General features: G+C 73.1%; 23 protein-coding genes. 13 read left to right on the top strand and 10 right to left on the bottom strand.

The window, feature by feature from the left end; genetic code table 11:
* Window positions 1-35 precede the first annotated feature (35 nt).
* Both dapB and ACERUJ_RS17480 read left to right on the top strand, forming a co-directional pair.
* On the top strand, window positions 36-788 hold the full coding sequence (gene dapB / locus ACERUJ_RS17475) for a 4-hydroxy-tetrahydrodipicolinate reductase (protein ID WP_370250156.1): 753 nt from the start codon (window positions 36-38) through the stop codon (window positions 786-788).
* A gap of 150 nt (window positions 789-938) precedes the next feature.
* A complete protein-coding gene (locus ACERUJ_RS17480) occupies window positions 939-2,621 on the top strand; it encodes a M4 family metallopeptidase (protein WP_370250157.1) in 1,683 nt (560 codons plus the stop codon).
* A gap of 77 nt (window positions 2,622-2,698) precedes the next feature.
* On the opposite strand, the gene ACERUJ_RS17485 is transcribed toward ACERUJ_RS17480, so the two are convergent.
* The 4 genes from ACERUJ_RS17485 to ACERUJ_RS17500 all read right to left on the bottom strand — a co-directional run bounded on the left by ACERUJ_RS17485 (window position 2,699) and on the right by ACERUJ_RS17500 (window position 4,613).
* Window positions 2,699-2,953 carry a hypothetical protein gene (locus ACERUJ_RS17485; RefSeq protein WP_370250158.1) on the bottom strand — a complete coding sequence of 85 codons (255 nt, stop codon included), beginning with the start codon at window positions 2,951-2,953 and terminating at the stop codon, window positions 2,699-2,701.
* Between the two features lie 85 nt (window positions 2,954-3,038).
* The gene (locus ACERUJ_RS17490) at window positions 3,039-3,350 is read right to left on the bottom strand and encodes an AzlD domain-containing protein (RefSeq protein ID WP_370250159.1); all 312 of its coding nucleotides are present in this window, start codon (window positions 3,348-3,350) and stop codon (window positions 3,039-3,041) included.
* Complete coding sequence (locus ACERUJ_RS17495) at window positions 3,350-4,042, bottom strand: AzlC family ABC transporter permease (RefSeq protein WP_370250160.1); 693 nt, start codon at window positions 4,040-4,042, stop codon at window positions 3,350-3,352. The genes ACERUJ_RS17490 and ACERUJ_RS17495 overlap by 1 nt, the downstream gene beginning before the upstream one ends.
* 10 nt (window positions 4,043-4,052) lie before the next feature.
* Window positions 4,053-4,613 carry an N-acetyltransferase family protein gene (locus ACERUJ_RS17500; protein WP_370250161.1) on the bottom strand — a complete coding sequence of 187 codons (561 nt, stop codon included), beginning with the start codon at window positions 4,611-4,613 and terminating at the stop codon, window positions 4,053-4,055.
* Between the two features lie 90 nt (window positions 4,614-4,703).
* On the opposite strand from ACERUJ_RS17500, the gene ACERUJ_RS17505 reads away from it, so the two are divergent.
* Complete coding sequence (locus ACERUJ_RS17505) at window positions 4,704-5,714, top strand: aldo/keto reductase family protein (RefSeq protein ID WP_370250163.1); 1,011 nt, start codon at window positions 4,704-4,706, stop codon at window positions 5,712-5,714.
* Window positions 5,715-5,816: 102 nt separating this feature from the next.
* On the opposite strand, the gene ACERUJ_RS17510 is transcribed toward ACERUJ_RS17505, so the two are convergent.
* Entirely contained in the window at window positions 5,817-6,377 is a 561-nt protein-coding gene (locus ACERUJ_RS17510; RefSeq protein ID WP_370250164.1) for a DUF3043 domain-containing protein, read from the bottom strand.
* Between the two features lie 226 nt (window positions 6,378-6,603).
* On the opposite strand from ACERUJ_RS17510, the gene ACERUJ_RS17515 reads away from it, so the two are divergent.
* The 3 genes from ACERUJ_RS17515 to ACERUJ_RS17525 are packed head-to-tail and all read left to right on the top strand — an operon-like array spanning window position 6,604 to window position 8,865.
* On the top strand, window positions 6,604-7,377 hold the full coding sequence (locus ACERUJ_RS17515; protein ID WP_370250165.1) for a PspA/IM30 family protein: 774 nt from the start codon (window positions 6,604-6,606) through the stop codon (window positions 7,375-7,377).
* Window positions 7,374-7,652, top strand: a complete 279-nt coding sequence (locus ACERUJ_RS17520) for a hypothetical protein (protein WP_370250166.1) — start codon at window positions 7,374-7,376, stop codon at window positions 7,650-7,652. The genes ACERUJ_RS17515 and ACERUJ_RS17520 overlap by 4 nt, the downstream gene beginning before the upstream one ends.
* 25 nt (window positions 7,653-7,677) lie before the next feature.
* Window positions 7,678-8,865 carry an ATP-binding protein gene (locus tag ACERUJ_RS17525; protein ID WP_370250167.1) on the top strand — a complete coding sequence of 396 codons (1,188 nt, stop codon included), beginning with the start codon at window positions 7,678-7,680 and terminating at the stop codon, window positions 8,863-8,865.
* A gap of 36 nt (window positions 8,866-8,901) precedes the next feature.
* On the opposite strand, the gene nadA is transcribed toward ACERUJ_RS17525, so the two are convergent.
* Entirely contained in the window at window positions 8,902-10,065 is a 1,164-nt protein-coding gene (gene nadA / locus ACERUJ_RS17530; protein ID WP_370250168.1) for a quinolinate synthase NadA, read from the bottom strand.
* A gap of 68 nt (window positions 10,066-10,133) precedes the next feature.
* On the bottom strand, window positions 10,134-11,075 hold the full coding sequence (locus ACERUJ_RS17535) for a GNAT family N-acetyltransferase (RefSeq protein WP_370250169.1): 942 nt from the start codon (window positions 11,073-11,075) through the stop codon (window positions 10,134-10,136).
* A 23-nt stretch (window positions 11,076-11,098) separates the two neighbouring features.
* Between ACERUJ_RS17535 and ACERUJ_RS17540 the strand changes: the two genes are divergently transcribed.
* Both ACERUJ_RS17540 and erpA read left to right on the top strand, forming a co-directional pair.
* On the top strand, window positions 11,099-12,202 hold the full coding sequence (locus ACERUJ_RS17540) for a glycerate kinase (RefSeq protein WP_370250170.1): 1,104 nt from the start codon (window positions 11,099-11,101) through the stop codon (window positions 12,200-12,202).
* Between the two features lie 115 nt (window positions 12,203-12,317).
* A complete protein-coding gene (gene erpA, locus ACERUJ_RS17545; protein ID WP_370250171.1) occupies window positions 12,318-12,680 on the top strand; it encodes an iron-sulfur cluster insertion protein ErpA in 363 nt (120 codons plus the stop codon).
* 71 nt (window positions 12,681-12,751) lie between these two features.
* On the opposite strand, the gene ACERUJ_RS17550 is transcribed toward erpA, so the two are convergent.
* Window positions 12,752-12,991: a hypothetical protein gene (locus ACERUJ_RS17550; RefSeq protein ID WP_370250173.1), complete on the bottom strand. Its 240-nt coding sequence runs from the start codon at window positions 12,989-12,991 to the stop codon at window positions 12,752-12,754.
* Window positions 12,992-13,106: 115 nt separating this feature from the next.
* Between ACERUJ_RS17550 and ACERUJ_RS17555 the strand changes: the two genes are divergently transcribed.
* Window positions 13,107-14,039, top strand: a complete 933-nt coding sequence (locus ACERUJ_RS17555) for a carbohydrate kinase family protein (RefSeq protein WP_370250181.1) — start codon at window positions 13,107-13,109, stop codon at window positions 14,037-14,039.
* A 16-nt stretch (window positions 14,040-14,055) separates the two neighbouring features.
* On the opposite strand, the gene ACERUJ_RS17560 is transcribed toward ACERUJ_RS17555, so the two are convergent.
* Entirely contained in the window at window positions 14,056-14,295 is a 240-nt protein-coding gene (locus tag ACERUJ_RS17560; protein WP_370250174.1) for a sulfurtransferase TusA family protein, read from the bottom strand.
* The gene (locus tag ACERUJ_RS17565) at window positions 14,292-15,407 is read right to left on the bottom strand and encodes a cysteine desulfurase family protein (RefSeq protein ID WP_370250175.1); all 1,116 of its coding nucleotides are present in this window, start codon (window positions 15,405-15,407) and stop codon (window positions 14,292-14,294) included. The genes ACERUJ_RS17560 and ACERUJ_RS17565 overlap by 4 nt, the downstream gene beginning before the upstream one ends.
* Before the next feature lie 119 nt (window positions 15,408-15,526).
* On the opposite strand from ACERUJ_RS17565, the gene coxB reads away from it, so the two are divergent.
* The 4 genes from coxB (at window position 15,527) to ACERUJ_RS17585 (ending at window position 19,937) form a co-directional block, all read left to right on the top strand.
* Window positions 15,527-16,405, top strand: a complete 879-nt coding sequence (gene coxB, locus ACERUJ_RS17570) for a cytochrome c oxidase subunit II (RefSeq protein ID WP_370250177.1) — start codon at window positions 15,527-15,529, stop codon at window positions 16,403-16,405.
* Window positions 16,402-18,153: a cytochrome c oxidase subunit I gene (gene ctaD / locus ACERUJ_RS17575; protein WP_370250178.1), complete on the top strand. Its 1,752-nt coding sequence runs from the start codon at window positions 16,402-16,404 to the stop codon at window positions 18,151-18,153. The genes coxB and ctaD overlap by 4 nt, the downstream gene beginning before the upstream one ends.
* Window positions 18,153-18,569: a cytochrome c oxidase subunit 4 gene (locus ACERUJ_RS17580; protein ID WP_370250179.1), complete on the top strand. Its 417-nt coding sequence runs from the start codon at window positions 18,153-18,155 to the stop codon at window positions 18,567-18,569. Before ctaD ends, ACERUJ_RS17580 begins: the two co-directional genes overlap by 1 nt.
* 132 nt (window positions 18,570-18,701) lie before the next feature.
* Entirely contained in the window at window positions 18,702-19,937 is a 1,236-nt protein-coding gene (locus ACERUJ_RS17585) for an Ig-like domain-containing protein (RefSeq protein WP_370250180.1), read from the top strand.
* The last annotated feature ends 280 nt before the right edge of the window (window positions 19,938-20,217 follow it).

The following is a 20,217-nucleotide window of genomic DNA, read 5'->3' on the forward strand; positions in this document are numbered from 1 at the left end:
CCTCCGATCACTCACCGACCGGTAGCGTCCACCACGTGGCACAGGTGAATCAGCTTCCGGTCGGTGTCCTCGGCGCGCGCGGCAAGGTCGGTGAGCAGATCTGCCTGGCCGTCGAGGCCGCCCCCGACCTCGCCCTCGTGGCGCGGATCGACGTCGGCGACGACCCGCACGACCTGATCTCCTCGGGCGCGCAGGTGGTGGTCGACTTCACCCACCCCGACGTCGTCATGGGCAACCTCGAGCTGTGCCTGGCGCACGGCATCCACGCCGTGGTCGGCACCACCGGCTTCGACGACGAGCGCCTGGCGCAGCTGCGCGGCTGGGCCGGCGATCGCACGGGCGTGCTGATCGCCCCCAACTTCTCCCTCGGCGCGGTGCTGATGATGCGCTTCGCGGCCCTGGCGGCCCCGCACTTCGAGTCGGTCGAGATCGTGGAGCTGCACCACCCGGACAAGGCCGACGCCCCCTCCGGCACCGCACGGCGCACCGCCGAGCTCGTGGCCGCGGCCCGGGCCGAGGCCGGGTGCGAGCCCGCGCCCGACGCCACCAGCACCGCGCTGGTCGGCGCCCGCGGCGCCGACGTCGACGGCGTGCCCGTGCACGCCGTGCGCGCCCGCGGGCTGGTGGCCCACCAGGAGGTGATCCTCGGCGGGCCGGGGGAGACCCTCACGATCCGTCACGACTCGCTGCACCGCTCCTCCTTCGCGCCGGGGGTGCTCGCCGCCGTGCGGGCGATCAGCGGCCGGCCCGGGGTCACCGTGGGGCTGGAGCACCTGATCGAGCTCTGAGCGGTCCCACGCGGCGCGGGCGCTTCACGAACCTGCGGTGCAGGAACCGGAGCCCGCGGCGCGCTTGTCGCACGGGTCCGGGGCCGAGAGCCTCTCGCCACGAGACGCTGCCGGAGGCGGTGGCGTCGTGGTCGAGAAATCGGAGTACCCATGACCCCCAGGAGTCGCGCTCTCGGAGCGGCTGCATCCGCCGTCGTCGCCCTCGGCGCCCTCGCCCTGCCCGTCACCAGCACCGCGGCAGCGCCCGACGCCGCCGCGGAGGCAGCCCGCGCCACGCCGCCGCAGCGACCGGCGGCGACGTCCGGCGCGCGCGGCCCGGCCGCCCGTGACGCCGCGGCCGACGCGGCCCGGGCCCTGGCGCGTCACGCCGGTGCGGCCCGCGGCTCGGTGGCCGCCGACCTGCAGCCCACCGACGTCGTCCTGGACCGCGACGGCGGCACCCACGTGCGCTTCGAGCGCGAGGTGGGCGGTCTGCCGGTGCGCGGCGGCGACCTGGTGGTGCACCGGGCGCCCGGCGGCGCCTGGGAGGGCGTGAGCCAGACGCTGGCCGCCGCGGTGCCCGACCGGCTCGCGGCGAGTCGGCCGCAGGTGTCCGCCGCCCGCGCCGTCCGGATCGCGACGGCCCCGGCGCGTGCCGTCGCCGACGTCCGGGGTCGGCGGGTCGCCGGGGAGCCCGTGCTGGTGGTCGACGCCCGCGGCGCCCGTCCGCGGCTGGCGTGGGAGGTCACCACCGGGGGCCGTCGCACCGACGGCACCCCGAGCCGCCTCACGACCACCGTCGACGCCCGCTCCGGCGCGGTGCTCGACCGCGTCGAGGGCGTCCACACCGCCGACGGCGAGGGGATCACCCTCTACAGCGGCACCGTGCGGCTCTCGATGGCCCCCAGCGGTTCCGGCTTCGCCCTCACCGATGTCGCCCACGGCAACGGGCGCACCACCGACATGAACAACAAGCAGGACGGCACCCTGTGCCAGCTGCTCGGCAACTGCACGGTGGGCACGGCGTTCACCAGCCCCGACGCCAGCTTCGGCTCGGGCACCACCGCGAGTCGGGAGTCGGCGGCCGCCGACGCGCACCTCGGCGCGGCCACCACCTACGACTACTTCGCCTCCCTGGGGCGCACCGGGATCTTCGGCGACGGCCGCGGCGTGGTGAGCCGGGTGCACTACGGCCGCAACTACGTCAACGCCTTCTGGGACGGCGCCAAGATGACCTACGGCGACGGGGACGGGAAGTCCTACGGTCCGCTGGTCTCCCTCGACGTCGCCGGACACGAGATGTCGCACGGCATCACCGAGAACACCGCGAACCTCACCTACTCCGGGGAGTCCGGCGGGCTCAACGAGGCCACCTCCGACATCTTCGGCACCATGGTCGAGTTCTTCGCCGCGACGCCGGCCGACCCCGGCGACTACTACATCGGTGAGGAGTTCGACCGGGCCGCCGGCACCGGGTTCCGGCGGATGGACGACCCGGCCCGCGACGGCTCCTCCTACAGCTGCTACGTCAGCGGCATCGGCAACGCCGACGTCCACTACTCCTCCGGCGTCGGCAACCACTTCTTCTACCTGCTCGCCGAGGGCTCCGGGACCCGGACCATCGGGGGCCGGGTCCACTCCTCGCCCACCTGTGACGGCTCGACGGTCGCCGGGAGCGGCCGCGACGCCGCCCAGCGGATCTGGTTCCGGGCCCTCACGGTGTACATGACCTCGGGCACCACCTACGCCCAGGCGCGCACCGCCACGCTCGCGGCGGCGCGCGACCTCTACGGCGCCGGCAGCACCCAGCAGACCACCGTGGCCGCTGCCTGGAGCGCCGTCGGCCTGGGCTGACCCGTCGCCTGACCAGCCGCCCACGGCGTCCGTGTCCCCGGCCCCGGGGGCGCGGACGTCGTGCGCCGTCGGGCGGGTCAGGCGTCGCGGTAGCGGCCCTGCTCGATCCGTTCCGCGCCCCGGTCCAGGACCCCGGCCATCGCGAAGGCCGCCGCCGCCAGACCCAGGGGGAGGAGGCCGCTGCGCCAGGACCCGATCGCGACGGCGACCACGACCGTGGTCACGAGCAGCACCAGCCCGGCCAGCATCCACGCGCCCGACTGCGCGCGCAGCGTGCCGCCCGCGGTCTCCCGCACGTGCTGCACGAGTCGGTCGTGGTCGTGGTCGGTCATGGTGCGCCTCCGCGGTGCTCGTCCCCGGGTCGTCCCGGACCGAGCCGGAGCCTAGTGCGGGCCGGGCCCGCGCGGGGCCCGTGACTCAGAGCAGGCGCGTCAGCGCGGTGACGACCGCCGCCCCCACGACCACCACCAGGAACGGGGCGCGGAGCAGGAGCAGGAGCACGGCGATCCCCAGCCCGGCCAGGCGTGCGTCGGGCTGCAGCGTCCCGTCGCCGGTCGCGAGGGTCTGCACGGCCACGAGCGCGGCGAGCAGGCCCACGGGCACGACGTCGGCCGCGCGGGCGACCCGCGGGTCGGCGAGCACCCGCGCCGGCACGGCCAGGCCGGCGTACTTCAGCAGGTAGCAGCCCGCGCCGGCGGCGAGGATGGCCCACCACAGCGTGTCCGGCATCAGTCCGCACCCGTCCCGCGCGGGGCCAGCAGGCCGCTCAGCAGGGCCACCCCGCCCGCGAGCAGCACCGGGACGCCGGCCGGGGTGAGCGGCACCGCGCCGAGTGCGACGGCGGCGGCGAGCACGGCCACCACCCGGGCGGCGGGGGAGTCGACCCGGGGCCACAGCAGCGCGAGGAACGCCGCGGCGACGGCGGCGTCGAGACCGAGCGCCTCGGGGTCGGCCACGGAGCTCCCCGCCAGCGCCCCCAGCAGGGTGGCGGCGTTCCACAGCGCGAAGATCCCGACGCCGGTCACCAGGAACCCGGTGCGGGCCAGCGCGGGGGTGGATCGGCCCCAGGCCATCGCGGTGGACTCGTCGATCACGACGTGCGCCGCGGCGGCGCGACGCCACCCGCGCCAGCCCAGCAGCGGTGCCAGGCGCAGTCCGTACAGCGTGTTGCGGGTGCCGAGCAGGCACGCGCTCGCCGCGCCCGCCCAGGGCGAGCCGCCGGCGGCGAGCACGCCCACCAGGGCGAACTGCGAGGCCCCGGTGAAGACCAGCAGCGAGAGCGCGCACGCCTGGGCCACGTCGAGTCCCGACGTGACCGCCACGGCCCCGAAGCTCACGCCGTAGGCGCCGGTCGCGATCGCGACGCCGAGGCTGTCGCGCACCACCGCGCGGCGGGCGACGTCGGGGTCCGGCCCGCTCATCGGGGCCGACTCAGCCGAGATCGGTGTGCAGGCGCACCTGCAGCACCGACGCGCCGTCGTCCCCGGCCTCGGGACCCTCGGCCAGGGCGAGCTCGCGCCGCGCGGAGTCGGGACCCCACCCGGCACCCTGCAGGAAGGCGCGGCGGTCCTCGTCGTGCGCCAGGACCCAGGTGGTCGCGCGTGTGAACCGGTCGGCACGCAGGGTGTCGATCCCGGCCTGGAGCAGCCGGGAGCCGTGGCCGCGTCGCCGGGCCTCGGGGTCGACGGTGAGATCGACCAGCTCGCCGTCGCGGGCGGGGTCGCAGTCGGGGTCGGAGGCCGGGGCGGTGATGACGAACCCGCGCACGTGCGGTCCCTCGAGCGCGACCAGCACGCGCTGACGGGCGTCGGCGGGGCGGGTGAGCAGGTGGTGCCACCCCTGGGCGGCCACCTCGGCGTCGCTGGGCAGCGCCTCGGCGGGCACCAGGTCGGCGTACTCGGCGCGCCAGGCGCGCAGCTGCACGTGCGCCAGCGCCGGGGCGTCGTCGGCCCACGCCACCCGCACCGAGACGTCGGCGGTGGGTCTGCTCATGGCCGCATCCTCTCAACCGTGCCCGGCGGACGTGACGGCGGCCACGTGCTGGGCCGTTTCGCCTGCGCACCGGTGTGACAGGCTGCAGGTATGGAGTTCCGCAATCTGGGCCGTAGCGGGCTGCGCATCTCGGCAGTCTCGTACGGCAACTGGCTCACCCACGGTTCCCAGGTCGAGGAGGACGCCGCGCTCGCGTGCGTGCGCCAGGCCCTCGACGAGGGGATCACCACCTTCGACACCGCCGACGTCTACGCCAACACCGCCGCCGAGACGGTCCTCGGCAAGGCGCTCGCGGGCGAGCGGCGCGAGGGCCTGGAGATCTTCACCAAGGTCTTCTGGCCCACCGGTCCCGGTGCCCACAACGACCACGGCCTGTCCCGCAAGCACATCATGGAGTCCATCGACGGCTCCCTGCGCCGCCTCGGCACCGACTACGTCGACCTCTACCAGGCCCACCGGTACGACCACGAGACGCCGCTGGAGGAGACGATGCTCGCCTTCGCCGACGTCGTGCGCGCCGGCAAGGCCCTCTACATCGGCGTCTCGGAGTGGCGGGCCGAGGAGATCCGGGCCGCCGCCGAGCTGGCCCGTGAGCTGCGCGTGCCGCTGATCTCGAACCAGCCGCAGTACAACATGCTGTGGCGGGTCATCGAGGCCGAGGTCGTGCCCACCAGCGAGGAGCTGGGGCTCAGCCAGATCGTCTGGTCGCCGATCGCCCAGGGCGTGCTCACCGGCAAGTACCGGCCCGGTCAGCCGCCGCCGGCCGGCTCGCGCGCCACCGACGAGAAGGGCGGGGCGGGGATGATCGAGCGCTGGATGCGCGACGACGTCCTCACCAAGGTCCAGGAGCTGGCCCCGCTCGCCGACCAGGCCGGTCTCACCCTCGCCCAGCTGGCCGTCGCCTGGACCCTGCAGAACCCCAACGTCGCCTCCGCGATCATCGGGGCCTCGCGTCCCGAGCAGGTCACCGACAACGTCAAGGCCGCCGGGGTCACCCTCGAGGCCGACCTCCTGGCCGCGATCGACGACGTCCTGGGCGACGTCGTGGAGCGCGACCCGGCCAAGACCCAGTCGCCGCGCCGCTCCGAGGTGCTCGGCTGAGCCGAGCACCGGGCGCTCACGACACGACGCCCCCGCCGCAGCCGCGGCGGGGGCGTCGTCGTGTCGGGAGGGGACAGGACCCCGGAGTCAGCGACCCGGGAGTCAGCGGTAGCGCTCGGGCAGCTGCTGCCCGATGCGCACCTGCGCCTTCGGCAGCCGCATGAACTTCATCTGCATCGACCGGGTGATCGCGTAGAACGTGACCCCCTTGAAGGACTGGCCGGCGAAGCGCTGCTCCAGCTGCTTGCGCAACCGGAAGCGCATGACGACCAGGTCGACGATCAGCACCACGAACAGCGGCAGCACGATGCCGGGCAGGAACAGCGAGATGATCATCAGCGGGATCACGATCTCGGCGAAGGAGAACCGCGAGTCCACGAAGTCGCGGGTGAAGCGGCGCACCGGACCCTTGTCGCGCGGCATGAGGTAGCGCTCGTCGCCCTCCCGCATGCCCTCGCGCACCTTGCGGTTGGTGTCCTTGCGGCGCTGCCGGGCCATCTCCATCTGCTCGCGCTTGTCACGCGGGGGACGACGACGCGCCCGCGCGGCGGCCTCGGCCTCCTTGCGGGTCGGCGTGGGGCGGCCCTTGCCGAGGCTGACGCCCTCGGTGGCGGCGACGGGGGCGGTGTCCTCGGAGGAGGCGGACTTGCTGCGACGGAACACGGGTGGAGGGCGCTTTCGACGGGGGACCGGGTACCGGCGAGCGTACCGGGCACCCCGACGACCCCGACGACCCCGACGACCCCGAGGGGCGCGCAGGCCGCCCGTGACCTGTGAGGAGTCCGGTGCGGGTCCGGTCGGAGTCCCTTGCGGGCCTGGTGGCGCGCACTAGGGTGGGAACCGCCGGGTCGCAGGTGCGGCGGGGAGCGGATGAGGGAAGAGCGACGTCATGAGCATCATGAAGCGGATGAGCCTGATCATGAAGTCCAAGGCCAACAAGGCCCTGGACCGGGCCGAGGACCCGCGCGAGACCTTGGACTACAGCTACCAGCGCCAGCTGGAGCTGCTCACCAAGGTCCGGCGCGGCGTGGCCGACGTCGCCACCAGCCGCAAGCGCCTGGAGCTGCAGCTCGCCCAGCTGCAGCAGCAGGCCGACAAGCTGCAGTCCCAGGCCGAGAAGGCGATCGCCGTCGACCGCGAGGACCTCGCGCGCGAGGCGCTGACCCGCAAGGCCGGCCTGGCCCAGCAGATCACCGACCTGCAGGCCCAGCACGCCGCGCTGCAGGCCGAGGAGGAGAAGCTGGTCCTGGCCCAGCAGCGGCTCCAGGCCAAGGTCGAGGCGTTCCGCACCCGCAAGGAGACCATCAAGGCCACCTACACCGCCGCGGAGGCGCAGACCCGGATCGGGGAGGCCGTCTCCGGGATCGGTGAGGAGATGGGCGACGTCGGTCTCGCCATCCAGCGCGCCGAGGACAAGACGGCCCAGATGCAGGCCCGGGCGGGGGCGATCGACGAGCTGCTGGCCTCCGGTGCGCTCGACGACCCGCTGGCCGTCGGTGGCGGCGACGACATCGCGCGCGAGCTCGAGGCGCTGAGCGCCGGCTCCGACGTCGACGCCGAGATCGCCCGTCTCAAGGGGCTCGGCGCGGGGTCCGCCCCGGGGCAGCTCGGCGCGGCCGACCCGCTCGCCAAGCCGCACGTCGAGGGTGAGGGCGCCCGATGATCGTCCGCATCCTCGGGGAGGGCCAGTTCGACGTCGACGACGGCCACCTGGACCGCCTCAACGAGCTCGACGCCGCCGTCGAGGCGGCCGTGGCCGCGGGCGACGACGCCGCGTTCGGCCTCGCCTTCCCGGCGCTGCTCGACGGTGTCCGCTCGCTGGCCTCGCCCACCGACCCGGCCGCGCTCGTGGAGTCCGACCTCGTGCTGCCGCCCGCGGACGCCACGCTGGCCGAGGTGCGCGACCTGCTGGCCGACGACGGCCTGATCCCCGGCTGACCCGGGCTGAGTGCCGGCGCTCCCGGTGAGCGATCCCCTCGACCTTCTCGGGCTGATGATCAACGACTCCGACCGCCGACGCGTGCTGGCCCTCGACCACTACGAGGTGCTGCGCCGCCCCGTCGATCCCGACCTGCGCGCGATCGTGCAGCTGGCCGCCCAGATCTGCGGCACCCCCATGGCGACGATCAACCTGATCACCTCCGACGCCCAGCACCAGATCGCCGCCTACGGCTTCGACGCCGCGGTGTGTGCCCGCGAGGACTCGATGTGCGCGGCGGTGATGGAGGAGCGGGGACCCATCGTGGTGCCCGACGCCTCGCTGGATCCGCGGTTCCGCGACAACCCGTTCGTCACCGGCGTGATCGGGCGGGTGCGCTTCTACGCCTCCCACCAGCTCAGCACCCCCGGCGGCGTGGTGATCGGCACCCTGTGCGTCTTCGACGAGATGGTGCGCCACCTCGACGACGCCCAGGTCGAGGCGCTGGGCGTCCTGGCGCGCCGGATCGTCGACGTCCTGGAGCTCGCCCTGCGCAGCCGCGAGCTGGCGCTGTCCAACGAGCGCCTCTCGGCCTTCGCCTCCCGGCTCAGCCACGACCTGAAGTCGCCCCTGGCCACCGTCACCCTCGCCCTGGGCATCCTGCGCGAGGAGCTGGAGCAGGACCTGGACCCCGACACGGGGCTGCACCTGCTCGACCGTGCGCTCAACGGCTCCCACCGCATGGCCTCCCTCATCGACGAGGTGCTGGCCTACGCCCGCCTCGGCGGCCGGCTGGAGATCGCCGAGGTCGACCTGGCGGCGGTGGTGCGCGAGGTTCGCGAGGACCTCGACGAGGTGCTGGCCGGTGCCCGGGTGAGTGTCGGCGACCTGCCGCGGGTGCGGGGCGCGGAGGTGCACCTGCGCTCGGTGCTGCAGAACCTGCTCGACAACGCCGCCAAGTACGCCCACCCCGCGCGCACGCTGGAGGTGGAGGTGCGGGCCCGGCGCCTCGACCGCTGGTGGCGGATCGAGGTCGCGGACAACGGCCGCGGCGTCGCTCCGGCCGACCGCGCGCGGATCTTCGAGCCGCGGGTGCGCCTGGACGACGACGACCGCGGCTCGGGCATCGGCCTGGACACCGTGCGCCGGGTGGTCACCGCCCACAGCGGCCGCGTCGGCGCCGCCGACAGCCCCCTCGGTGGCGTCACGGTCTGGTTCGAACTCCCCGCCTGAGGTCCCCGGGGGTCGGCGTCGTACGCCCCGCCGGGGTCAGCGACCGGGCAGGTCGAGCATCCGCTGGAGGGCGACCAGGGCCTGGGCCTGGGTGGTCGGGTCGACCTCGATGCGGTTGACCACGACCCCCTCGACCAGCGACTCCATCGCCCACACGAAGTGGGGCAGGTCGATGCGGTTCATGGTCGAGCAGTAGCAGACGTCCTTGTCGAGGAAGACGATCTGCTTGTCGGGGTGGGCCTTGGCCAGGCGCTGCACGAGGTTGAGCTCGGTGCCGATCGCCCAGGCCGAGCCGGCGGGCGCGGCCTCGATGGTCCTGATGATGAACTCGGTGGAGCCCACGAGGTCGGCCTTCACCACCACCTCGTGACGGCACTCGGGGTGCACGAGCACCTGCACGCCGGGGATCCGCTCCCGCACCTGGTCCACGACCTGCTCGGTGAAGCGGCCGTGCACCGAGCAGTGGCCCTTCCACAGGATCATCCGGGCCTGCTGGAGCTGGTCGGTGGTGAGCCCGCCCTGGGGCAGGTGGGGGTTCCACACCACGCAGTCGCCGAGCTCGAGGCCGAGCTTGAGCACCGCGGTGTTGCGGCCCAGGTGCTGGTCGGGCAGGAAGAGCACCTTGGTGTCGGGGCCGTGCTGGTCGAAGGCCCACTCCAGGGCCACCTCGGCGTTGGAGGAGGTGCAGACGACGCCGCCGTTGCGACCGCAGAAGGCCTTGATGTCGGCGCTGGAGTTCATGTACGTCACCGGGACGACCTGGGCCTGCACGCCGGCGGCGGCCAGGGAGTCCCAGGCCTTCTCCACCTGCGCGAGGCGGGCCATGTCGGCCATCGAGCAGCCCGCGGCGAGGTCGGGCAGCACGACCTGCTGGTCGGGGCCGGTGAGGATGTCGGCGGACTCGGCCATGAAGTGCACGCCGCAGAACACCACGAACTCGGCGTCGGGGCGGGCTGCGGCGTCGCGGGCGAGCTTGAAGGAGTCGCCGGTGACGTCGGCGAACTGGATGACCTCGTCGCGCTGGTAGTGGTGGCCGAGCACGAACACGCGCTCGCCCAGGGCGGCCTTGGCGGCCCGGGCCCGCGCCACCAGCTCGGGGTCGGAGGCGGCCGGGAGGTCGCCGGGGCACTCGACGCCGCGCTCGGAGGCACGGTCCACGCCGCGGCCCAGCGGCAGCAGCGGAAGGTCGACGGTGGTCATGCGGCGATCGTAGTCGCGCGGCTCGCGCGCCTCGGGGTGGGCGCTCGACGCTGAACCGGCGCGGGCGCTCAGAGCAGCGCGCCGTTGTGGACGTACGCGGTCGGGGCCGGACCGCCGCGCACGCCGAGGAAGCCCTCGACCGACGCGTTCAGCCCGGCCGACATCGCCAGGTCGTGTGCCCATCGGTTGGCGTCGGTGACGTGGCTGATCGTCACCGCCTCCCCGGCGGCGTGCGCGCGCCGCAACCACCCCGCGAGCAGGCCGCGGGCAGCGGACTCCTCGCGCCCGGCCACCACGAAGGTCTCGGTGGGCGTCGCCCAGAGGTAGCCGCTGCGGTCCTGGGCCACGAGCAGTCCGGGCCATCCGGCCGCGTCGGCGCCCCCGGTCATCGCGGCCAGGGCGAGGTGGTCGGGCCCGTGCGGACCCCCGCGCCGCTCCCGGTCGACGTCGTCCATCCAGACCAGGTCGGCGGCGGTACCGGGGCGCACGGCCGGCTCCGGCGCCGGCGGCGGCGAGCGGCGGGGGACGCCGGTGAAGGTCCACTGCGGATGCAGCACGAAGCCGTCGCGCCAGTACGACGCGAGCGCGCGCGGGTCCTCGCTGGCGCTGAGCAGGGCGACGTCGCACGCCGCCCCGGCGGCCGCCGCGCGCTCGAGCAGGCCGCGGCCGATGCCGTGCCCCTGCCACGGCGCACCCACCGCGAACGTGACCAGGGCCCACAGCCGCTCCCGCACCACCGAGGTCGCGAACCCCACCACCGTGTCCTCGACCTCGGCCACCCAGCAACCGGCGGGGTCGGTGCGCACCAGGGAGGTGGTGCGGTCGATCCAGCGGCCGGCGCGCTCGGGGGAGCGGGGGAGGGGCTCGGGCTCGCCCCGCCGCGCGCGGGCGAGGTCGACGGCGTGGAACTCCACGGCGCTGATGCGCTCGCAGGCGGCGACGTCGGCCGGCTCGAGCGGGCGGTACCGCACGGCGGCCGCCGACGGCGACGAGGGGGTCCGAGATCCCATGACGACACCCTAGGCTCGCGGCCATGCGCGTGCTGATCGCTCCCGACAAGTTCGCCGGCACCCTCACCGCCGTCGAGGCGGCGGAGGCGATCGCGGCCGGCTGGGCGCAGCAGGCCCCCCACGACGAGCTCGACCTCGCGCCGATGGCCGACGGCGGCCCCGGCTTCGTCGACGTCGTGCACGCCGCGCGCGGCGGCGAGCTGCGGATGCTCACCTGCCGGGGACCGCTGGGGGAGCCGGTGCCGGCGACGCTGCTGCTGGTGCCCGACGACGCCGGCCCGACGGCGTACGTGGAGTCCGCCCAGGTGTGCGGCCTGCACCTCACCTCGGGGCAGGTGGAGGCGGCGAGCACGGTGGGGGTCGGCGACCTGCTGCTGGCCGCGCTGGAGGCCGGCGCCACCCGGGTCGTGGTGGGGCTGGGAGGGTCGGGCACGAACGACGCGGGGGCCGGCCTGCTGGCCGCGCTCGGCGCCACCGCCGACCGCCCGCTCGACCGGGGCGTCGCCGGACTGGCGGGCGTGACCCGCGTCGAGGTGCCCGACGCCGTGCGGGCGCGACTCGCGGGCGTGGACCTGGTGGCGGCCACCGACGTCGACATCCCGCTCACCGGCCTGTTCGGGGCGACGAAGACCTTCGGGCCCCAGAAGGGGCTGGCCGAGGACCGGATCGCGGTGGTGGACGGCGTGCTCGAGGAGTTCGCCGCCGCCACCGACCGACGGCTGTCGCTGGAGAAGGGCGCCGGGGCCGCCGGGGGCCTGGGGCACGCGCTGCTGCTGCTCGGGGCCGTGCGCGAACCCGGCATCGCCCTGGTGACGACGGCGGTGGGGCTGGCCGACCGCGCCCGGCGGGCGGACCTGGTCCTCACCGGCGAGGGCGCCTTCGACTTCTCCAGCCGCTCCGGCAAGGTCCCCTACGGCGTGGCCCAGGTGGCGGCCGACGCCCTGCGGCCGTGCGTGGCGCTGGCCGGCCAGGTGCTCGTGGGGTCGCGGGAGATGCGCGCCCTGGGGGTCGAGTCGGCCTACGCCTGCGTCGACCTGGTGGGGGAGGAGCGCTCGTTCGCCGACCCGGCCGGCAGCCTGCGTGCGCTCGCCGCCCGCGTGGCGCGCACCTGGTCGCCCGCCCCCTGACCGCCCTCTGATCACGTCCGACCCCGCTCCTGCGGCTCCGGGCCCCGGAATAACCCGGGCTGTGGGAGACTTGTGCTGACCAGACCCATCCCTTCGTCTTCGGGAGAACCCCACGATGACCGAGCAGCTCGAGACCGAGTACGAGCGTCGCAGCGACCAGATCAACCTCAGCCCGGTCGCCGCCGCGAAGGTGCGCAGCCTGCTGGAGCAGGAGGGTCGCGACGACCTCCAGCTGCGCATCTCGGTGCAGCCCGGCGGCTGCAGCGGCCTGCGCTACCAGCTCTTCTTCGACGAGCGCACGCTCGACGGCGACGCCGTGACCGACTTCGACGGCGTGGCCGTCGTGGTCGACCGCATGAGCGTGCCCTACCTCAACGGTGCCGAGATCGACTTCGTCGACACCATCGAGAAGCAGGGCTTCACGATCGACAACCCCAACGCCACCGGCTCCTGCGCCTGCGGCGACTCCTTCAGCTGACGCGTTCACGCTGAACGCACCGGAGCCCCCGCCGACCTCGTCGGCGGGGGCTCCTGCGTCGTCGGGGGGACCTACTCCAGGTGGAAGTGCAGGGCGGCGGCCAGGCGGGCGGTGGCCTCGCTGATCTCGATGCCCGGCTTGCGGGCCTCGCGCGGCTGGTCCTCGAACCGGATGCTCGGCGCGGGGCGCGCCACCTGGCGGGCGGCCCGCTGGAGGCGCTGCAGGTCGGCGCCGGCGCAGCAGTCGGCGTGCATCTCGGCCGGTGAGGCGAGGTCGTCCCAGGAGGTCGCGGTCGGGCGCGGGGTGGTCATGCCTGCGACGCTAGGTGCTACCGGGGGGTAGTCCAACAGGTACCGGTCGGTAGTGTGGCCGCCCGTGACCACGGGCCCCCTTCTGATCGCCGGATCCATCGCGACCGACCACCTGATGAGTTTCGGCGGACGGTTCCGCGACTCCCTGGTGGTCGACCAGCTGGACAAGATCTCGCTGTCCTTCCTCGTCGACGACCTGGAGATCCGACGCGGCGGCGTGGCGGCCAACATCGCCTTCGGCCTCGGCCGCCTGGGCATGCGTCCCGTGCTGGTGGGCGCGGCCGGTGAGGACTTCGCCGACTACCGCTCCTGGCTGGAGCGCCACGGCGTCGACTGCGACTCGGTGCGGATCTCCGAGACCGCCCACACCGCCCGGTTCGTGTGCACGACCGACCCCACGGGCGCCCAGATCGCCTCCTTCTACCCCGGCGCGATGTCCGAGGCGCGGCTCGTCGAGCTCGGCCCGATCGTGGCCCGGGTCGGCGCGCCCGCCTACGTCCTCATCGGGGCCGACGACCCCGACGGCATGGTCCGCCACACCGAGGAGTGCCGCCAGCGCGGCTACGCCTTCATCGCCGACCCCAGCCAGCAGCTGGCCTTCAGCGGCGGCGACGTCATCCGGTCCCTCATCGAGGGCGCGGCGCTGCTGTTCTCCAACGAGTACGAGGCCGCGATGATCGAGCAGAAGACCGGGTGGGACACCGCCACCGTGCTCGGCAAGGTCGGCGTGCAGGTCACCACCCTCGGCAAGGACGGCGTGCGGGTGCAGCGCGCCGGTGAGGAGCCGCTGCACGTGCCCGCGGCCGCCGACGTCACCGCGGTGGAGCCCACCGGGGTGGGCGATGCGTTCCGGGCCGGCTTCCTCGCCGCGCTGAGCTGGGACCTCGACCACGAACGCGCCTGCCAGGTGGGCTGCGTGCTCGCGGCCTACGTCGTCGAGACCGTCGGCACCCAGGAGTACCACTTCACCCCCGAGGGGTTCCTCGCCCGCGTCCGCGCCAGCTACGGCGACGCCGCGGCGCAGGAGATCGGCGCGCACCTGCGCTGAGGCGGGAGCGGGCGGCTCAGCGCTGGCGGCGCACGACGTACACCGGCACGCCGTCGGCCGCGGCCTCCTCGCCCACGTAGTGCTGGCCGGTCATCCGACACCACGCGGGCACGTCGTGGCGGGCCGCGGGGTCGTCGGCGGCCACCGCGAGCTCATGGCCGACCTCGACCAGGCCCACCTCGTCGCGCAGCGCGATGATCGGCTGGGGACAGGGCCGACCGCGGGCGTCGACCTCCCGACGCGGCGTCGCGCTCACGCCCGGGCCTCCGCCACGGCCTCCGGCAGGGCGGCGAGGAACGCCGCCACGTCCTCCTCGGTGGTGGTGCGCGTCAGCGACACGCGGACGTTGCCGTGGGTGAGCGCGCCCATGGCGGCCAGCACGTGGGACGGCTCGAGGGTGGAGGCGGTGCACGCCGATCCGCTCGCCACCCCGAAGCCGCGGCGGTCCAGGGCGTGCACGAGTTCCTCGCCCTGCGCGTAGAGGCAGGAGAAGGTGACCAGGTGGGGGAGTCGGTGGTCGGGATCGCCCACGACCTCGACCTCGGGGATCGCGGCGGCGGCCGCCCGGATGCGGTCGATCCAGGCCCGCTGACGCCGCCCGAGCTCCTCGGCCTCGGCCGTGACGGCCTGCAGCGCGGCGGCGGCCGCCAGCGCGGCCGCGACGTTCTCGAAGCCGCTCGCCCGGGGGTCGGTGCGCTCGTCCTCGGGGAACGGCGACTCCCACCGCACCCCGGCGCGCACGACCAGGATCCCCACCCCGGCGGGTCCGCCCCACTTGTGGGCGGATCCGGCGAGCACGTCCCAGCGCCGGGGGAGCGGGCCGCGTCCGACCGCCACGGCGGCGTCGCAGAACAGGGGCACGTCCTCGGGCAGGTCGACGACGTCGACCGGTTGGCGGGTGCCGACCTCGTGGTTGGCGGCCTGCAGGGCGAGGACCCGGGGGCCCGCGGCGTCGCGGACCAGCGCGGCGACCTCGTGGGGGTCCACCCGGCCGAGACGGTCGACCGGGGCGAGGGCGAGTCCGCCCCGCCACCAGGTCGCGGCGTGCAGGACCGCGGAGTGCTCGACCGCGGAGGCGATCACCGTCCCGGTGCCCCGCTCACCCCTGGAGGTGAGAAGTCCGAGCAGGCCGCGGTGCACGGCGTCGGTCCCGGAGGTCGTGAAGCTCACCTCGGCAGGGCGCACGTCGAGGCACTCGGCGACCGCCGCCCGGGCGTTCTCGAGCAGCAGCCGGGCGGTGCGACCGGCGCGGTGGAGCCGCCGAGGATCAGCATCCGCGGGCCCCAGCGCGGCGAGGAGGGTCTCGCGCGCCGCGGGGTGCAGCGGCTCGTGGGAGGCGGCGTCGAGAGCCACCGGTTCGCGCGACACGGCCCTCAACCTACCGGCGGGCTACCGACGGGTTCATCACACGACCCTCACGCGCCGATCCGGTCCGGACCGCGATATCCTTGACCACGATGTGTCCGCCCAGAGAGGAAGGCTCAGCCTTGAGTCTGCAGCTCCGCGAGCGTCCCGCCCCGGCCCGTCGGCGTCTGCGCCGTCTTGCCACCGCAGGTCTGCTCGGCACCAGCCTGATCGCCCTCGGGGGCTGTGGCTCCGACAGCGAGTTCGAGCGTCTGGCGATGCCGAAGCCGGTCACCGTCGAGGGTGAGTCCACCCTCGACCTGTGGCAGGGCGCCTGGATCGCCGCGCTGATCACCGGCGTCGTCGTCTGGGGTCTGATCTTCTACGCGATCTGGCGCTTCCGCCGTCGCAGCGAGGACGAGATCCCGGTCCAGACCCGGTACAACCTGCCGCTGGAGATCTTCTACACGATCTTCCCGATCATCATGGTCGTGGTCTTCTTCGACCACACGATCAAGACGCAGAACACCGTGCTCAACGACCCCGACGTGCCGGTGCAGAACACCGTCTACGTCGTGGGCCAGCAGTGGTCCTGGACCTTCAACTACCCCGACGCGGTCGACGGCCAGAACGTCTACAACTTCGGCGTGGCCAACGAGGACCCGCCGGAGCTGGTGATCCCGGTCGACACCACCACCCGGTTCGAGCTGCGCAGCCCCGACGTGATCCACGACTTCGGCGTGCCCGGCTTCCTCATCAAGATGGACGTCATCCCGGGCGAGGAGAACCACTTCCAGGTCACGCCGAAGACGATCGGCACCTACGCCGGCAAGTGCTACGAGCTGTGCGGTGTCTCCCACTCGCGGATGCTGTTCACCGTCAAGGTCGTCAGCCAGGCCGACTACCAGGCCTACCTGCAGGAGCAGTACGACGCCGGCTTCTTCTCCCCGGAGCCGATCCTCGGTGGCGAGTACGCCACCACCCCCGGTAACTTCGAGGCCGCTGACGAGGAGGACGCGTGACCGCCACCGCCGTTCCGCCGACCGTGACCACCGTCCCGGGGCGCAAGCCCCTGGGACAGCAGGTGGTCCGGATGCTCACCACCACCGATCACAAGCTGATCGGCAAGATGTACCTCACGGTCTCGTTCGTGTGGTTCCTGCTCGCCGGCCTGATGGCGCTGGTCATCCGCTCCGAGCTCGCCTTCCCCGGTAGTCAGGTCGTCAGCGACGACGTGTACAACCAGATGTTCACGATGCACGGCACGATCATGCTGCTGCTGTTCGCGACGCCGCTGTTCTTCGGCTTCGCCAACGTGCTGATGCCGCTGCAGATCGGCTCGCCCGACGTCGCGTTCCCGCGACTGAACATGCTGAGCTTCTGGTTCTTCCTCTTCGGCGGTCTGATCGCCGCCTCCGGCTTCCTCACCCCCGGTGGCGCGGCCAGCTTCGGCTGGTTCGCCTACACCCCGCTCTCCGACGCCGTGCGCAGCCCCAGCGTGGGCGGTGACCTCTGGATCATGGGTCTGTGGCTCGGTGGTCTGGGCTCGATCCTGGGTGCGGTCAACTTCATCACCACGATCATCTGCATGCGCGCGCCCGGCATGACGATGTTCCGGATGTCGCTGTTCACCTGGAACACCCTGATCACCAGCCTGCTGGTGCTCATCGCGTTCCCGATCCTGGCCGGCGCGCTGCTCTCGCTCGAGGCTGACCGCCAGTTCGGGGCCCACGTCTTCGACACCGCCCACGGCGGCGCCATCCTGTGGCAGCACCTGTTCTGGTTCTTCGGTCACCCCGAGGTGTACATCATCGCGCTGCCGTTCTTCGGCATCGTCACCGAGATCCTGCCGGTCTTCTCGCGCAAGCCGATCTTCGGCTACGTCGGCCTGGTCGGCGCGACCCTCGGCATCGCGATCCTCTCGGTCGCGGTGTGGGCCCACCACATGTTCGTGACCGGCGCGGTCAACCTGCCGTTCTTCTCCGGCATGACCTTCTTGATCGCGGTCCCGACAGGAGTGAAGTTCTTCAACTGGATCGGCACGATGTGGGGCGGGTCGATCTCCTTCGACACCCCGATGCTGTGGTCGATCGGCTTCCTCACCACCTTCCTGTTCGGTGGTCTGACCGGCATCATCCTGGCCAGCCCGCCGCTGGACTTCCACGTCTCCGACTCCTACTTCGTGGTGGCGCACTTCCACTACGTCGTGTTCGGCACCGTGGTGTTCGCGATGTTCGCGGGCTTCTACTTCTGGTGGCCCAAGATGACCGGCCGGATGCTCGACGAGCGCCTGGGCAAGCTGCACTTCTGGCTGCTCTTCGTCGGCTTCCACACCACCTTCCTGGTCCAGCACTGGCTGGGCGTCGAGGGCATGCCGCGTCGCTACGCCGACTACCTGCCCAGCGACGGCTGGGAGACCCTCAACCAGGTCTCGACCGTCGGCTCGTTCCTGCTCGCCAGCTCGATGCTGCCGTTCCTCTACAACGTGTACGTGTCGCGCAACGCGCCCAAGGTCGAGGTCGACGACCCGTGGGGCTGGGGCCGCTCCCTGGAGTGGGCCACCAGCTGCCCGCCGCCGCGTCACAACTTCCACTCCATCCCGAAGATCCGCTCGGAGTCCCCGGCCTTCGACCTGCACCACCCTGAGGTCGCGGCGATCGAGATGGACGAGAACACCGCGGCCCGCGACGGCCGGTTCGCCGACGCCCCCGACATGGAGGGTCGCGAGGAGCTCATCCAGGAGCGCCTGGAGAAGGAGGGTGACGCCTGATGAAGGTCGAGGCTTGGATCTTCGTGATCTGCACCGTGTTCCTGGTGCTCGTCACGCCCGCCTACTGGTTCGTCACCGACGCCGGCGACTCCGGTGCCGACTGGACCGGCACCTCGGCGCTGGTCATGACCACGCTGCTCACGATGATGGTCGCGATGTACCTGGGCTTCCAGGCCAAGCGCATGGACGCCCGTCCCGAGGACCGCAAGGACGCCGAGATCGCCGACGGCGCCGGTGAGCTGGGCTTCTTCCCGCCCTACTCGTGGTGGCCGCTGTGGTGCGGTGCCGCGCTGGCCGTGATGACCTTCGGGGTCGCGGTGCACGCCTGGTGGCTCTTCATCATCGCCGGCATGCTCGGGGCGATCGCGCTGTGCGGCCTGGTCTACGAGTACTACCGGGGTGAGCACGCTCACTGATCGACGCGAGGTCGCGGGCTTCGAGCCTGTCGGCACCGACGGTTACGCTGGCCGGGTGGGGTTCTCCCACCCGGCCAGTCCGGTTTTTCCGAACCCGTCCGCGGGTCCGCCTCTCGCTCGGAGGAGTGCTGCATGTCCCTCTCGTCCCGCCCCGCGCCCCGTGTGCTCGCCGCCGGGCTCACCCTGGCGGCTCTCGCGGCTCTGGCCGGCTGCGGCGGGGGGACCACGGATCGCGCGCTGCCGCCGTCGTCCTCCGGTGCCGCCGACGCCGGTGCACCCTCCCCGGACGGTGCGAGCAGTGCCCCCGCCGGCACTCCCGCGTTCGAGGTGAACGTCGCCCGCAAGGCGACGGATGTGCCCGTCTCCACCCGCGTCAGCGTGGCGGTCACCGACGGCACGCTCGGCGACGTCGAGGTGTCGGGCTCCGACGGGTCGGTGCTGCCGGGCGAGACGGACGGCGCGGGGGCGACCTGGACCGCCACGGACGGCCTCGAGCCCGGGGTGAAGTACACCGTGGCCGCCACGGCCACCGGCGAGGCCGGGGAGGCCTCCTGGCGCTCGGTGTTCACCAGCCAGGACCTCACGCTGGACCAGCAGACGTTCCCCTCGGTGGCCCCGCTCGACGGCGAGACCGTCGGCGTCGGTATGCCGGTGATCGTCACCTTCGACCTCCCCGTGAGCGACCACGCCGAGTTCGAGCGGCACATGAGCGTCAGCTCGGTGCCGGCGCAGAAGGGCTCGTGGTACTGGCTGAGCGACACCGAGGCCCACTGGCGCCCGGCGTCGTACTGGAAGGCCGGCTCGAAGGTCAGCGTCGACATCGACATCAACGGCGTCGACGCCGGCGACGGTCTGTACGGCCAGGAGAACCGCGACATCGACTTCACCGTGGGCGACGCCCACATCTACCGCGTCGACGCCGAGACCCATCAGATGAAGGTCTTCAGCAACGGCAAGCTGCTGCGCACCCTGCCGATCACCACCGGCAAGCCGGGCTTCGTCACCCGCTCCGGGGTGAAGGTGATCATGGAGAAGTTCGAGTCGCGCCGCATGAACTCCGAGACCGTCGGCATCCCTGCGGGCAGTGCGGAGTCCTACGACATCGACGACGTGCAGTACGCCATGCGCCTCACCAACTCGGGGGAGTTCATCCACGCTGCCCCGTGGTCGGTCGCCTCGCAGGGCGTGGCCAACGTCTCCCACGGCTGTACCGGCATGAGCGTCGACAACGCCCGCTGGCTCTTCGACCTGTCCCGCCGCGGCGACGTCGTGGAGTACACCGGCACCGATCGGCCCATGGAGTTCGACAACGGCTACGGCGACTGGAACAAGTCGTTCAAGGCCTACTCCGCCGGCTCCGCCCTCTGAAGCACGCCGCACGCCGGCCGCCGGCCCACCGCGTCTTTGTGACGGCGCCGGGGTGGCACGTTGGTCGACAAGTGAGCGCGAGCGAGTGTCACGAGACGCGCGCACCCGGGGGTGCAACCCTCACGCGGTAGCGCCGTCTGCCGGCTCACCGCGTCTCGTGACGGCGCTGGGGCGCCTCCTCGACGACCGTGAAGGGATCGTCGACGAACTCGCGTTGGTGAGCGCCACGAGATGCCTACACCGCAGAGGTCACCGCGTCTCCTGCCGGCGCTGGGGCGCC

This window comes from Nocardioides sp. (assembly GCF_964228225.1).
Classification (GTDB): Bacteria; Actinomycetota; Actinomycetes; order Propionibacteriales; family Nocardioidaceae; genus Nocardioides.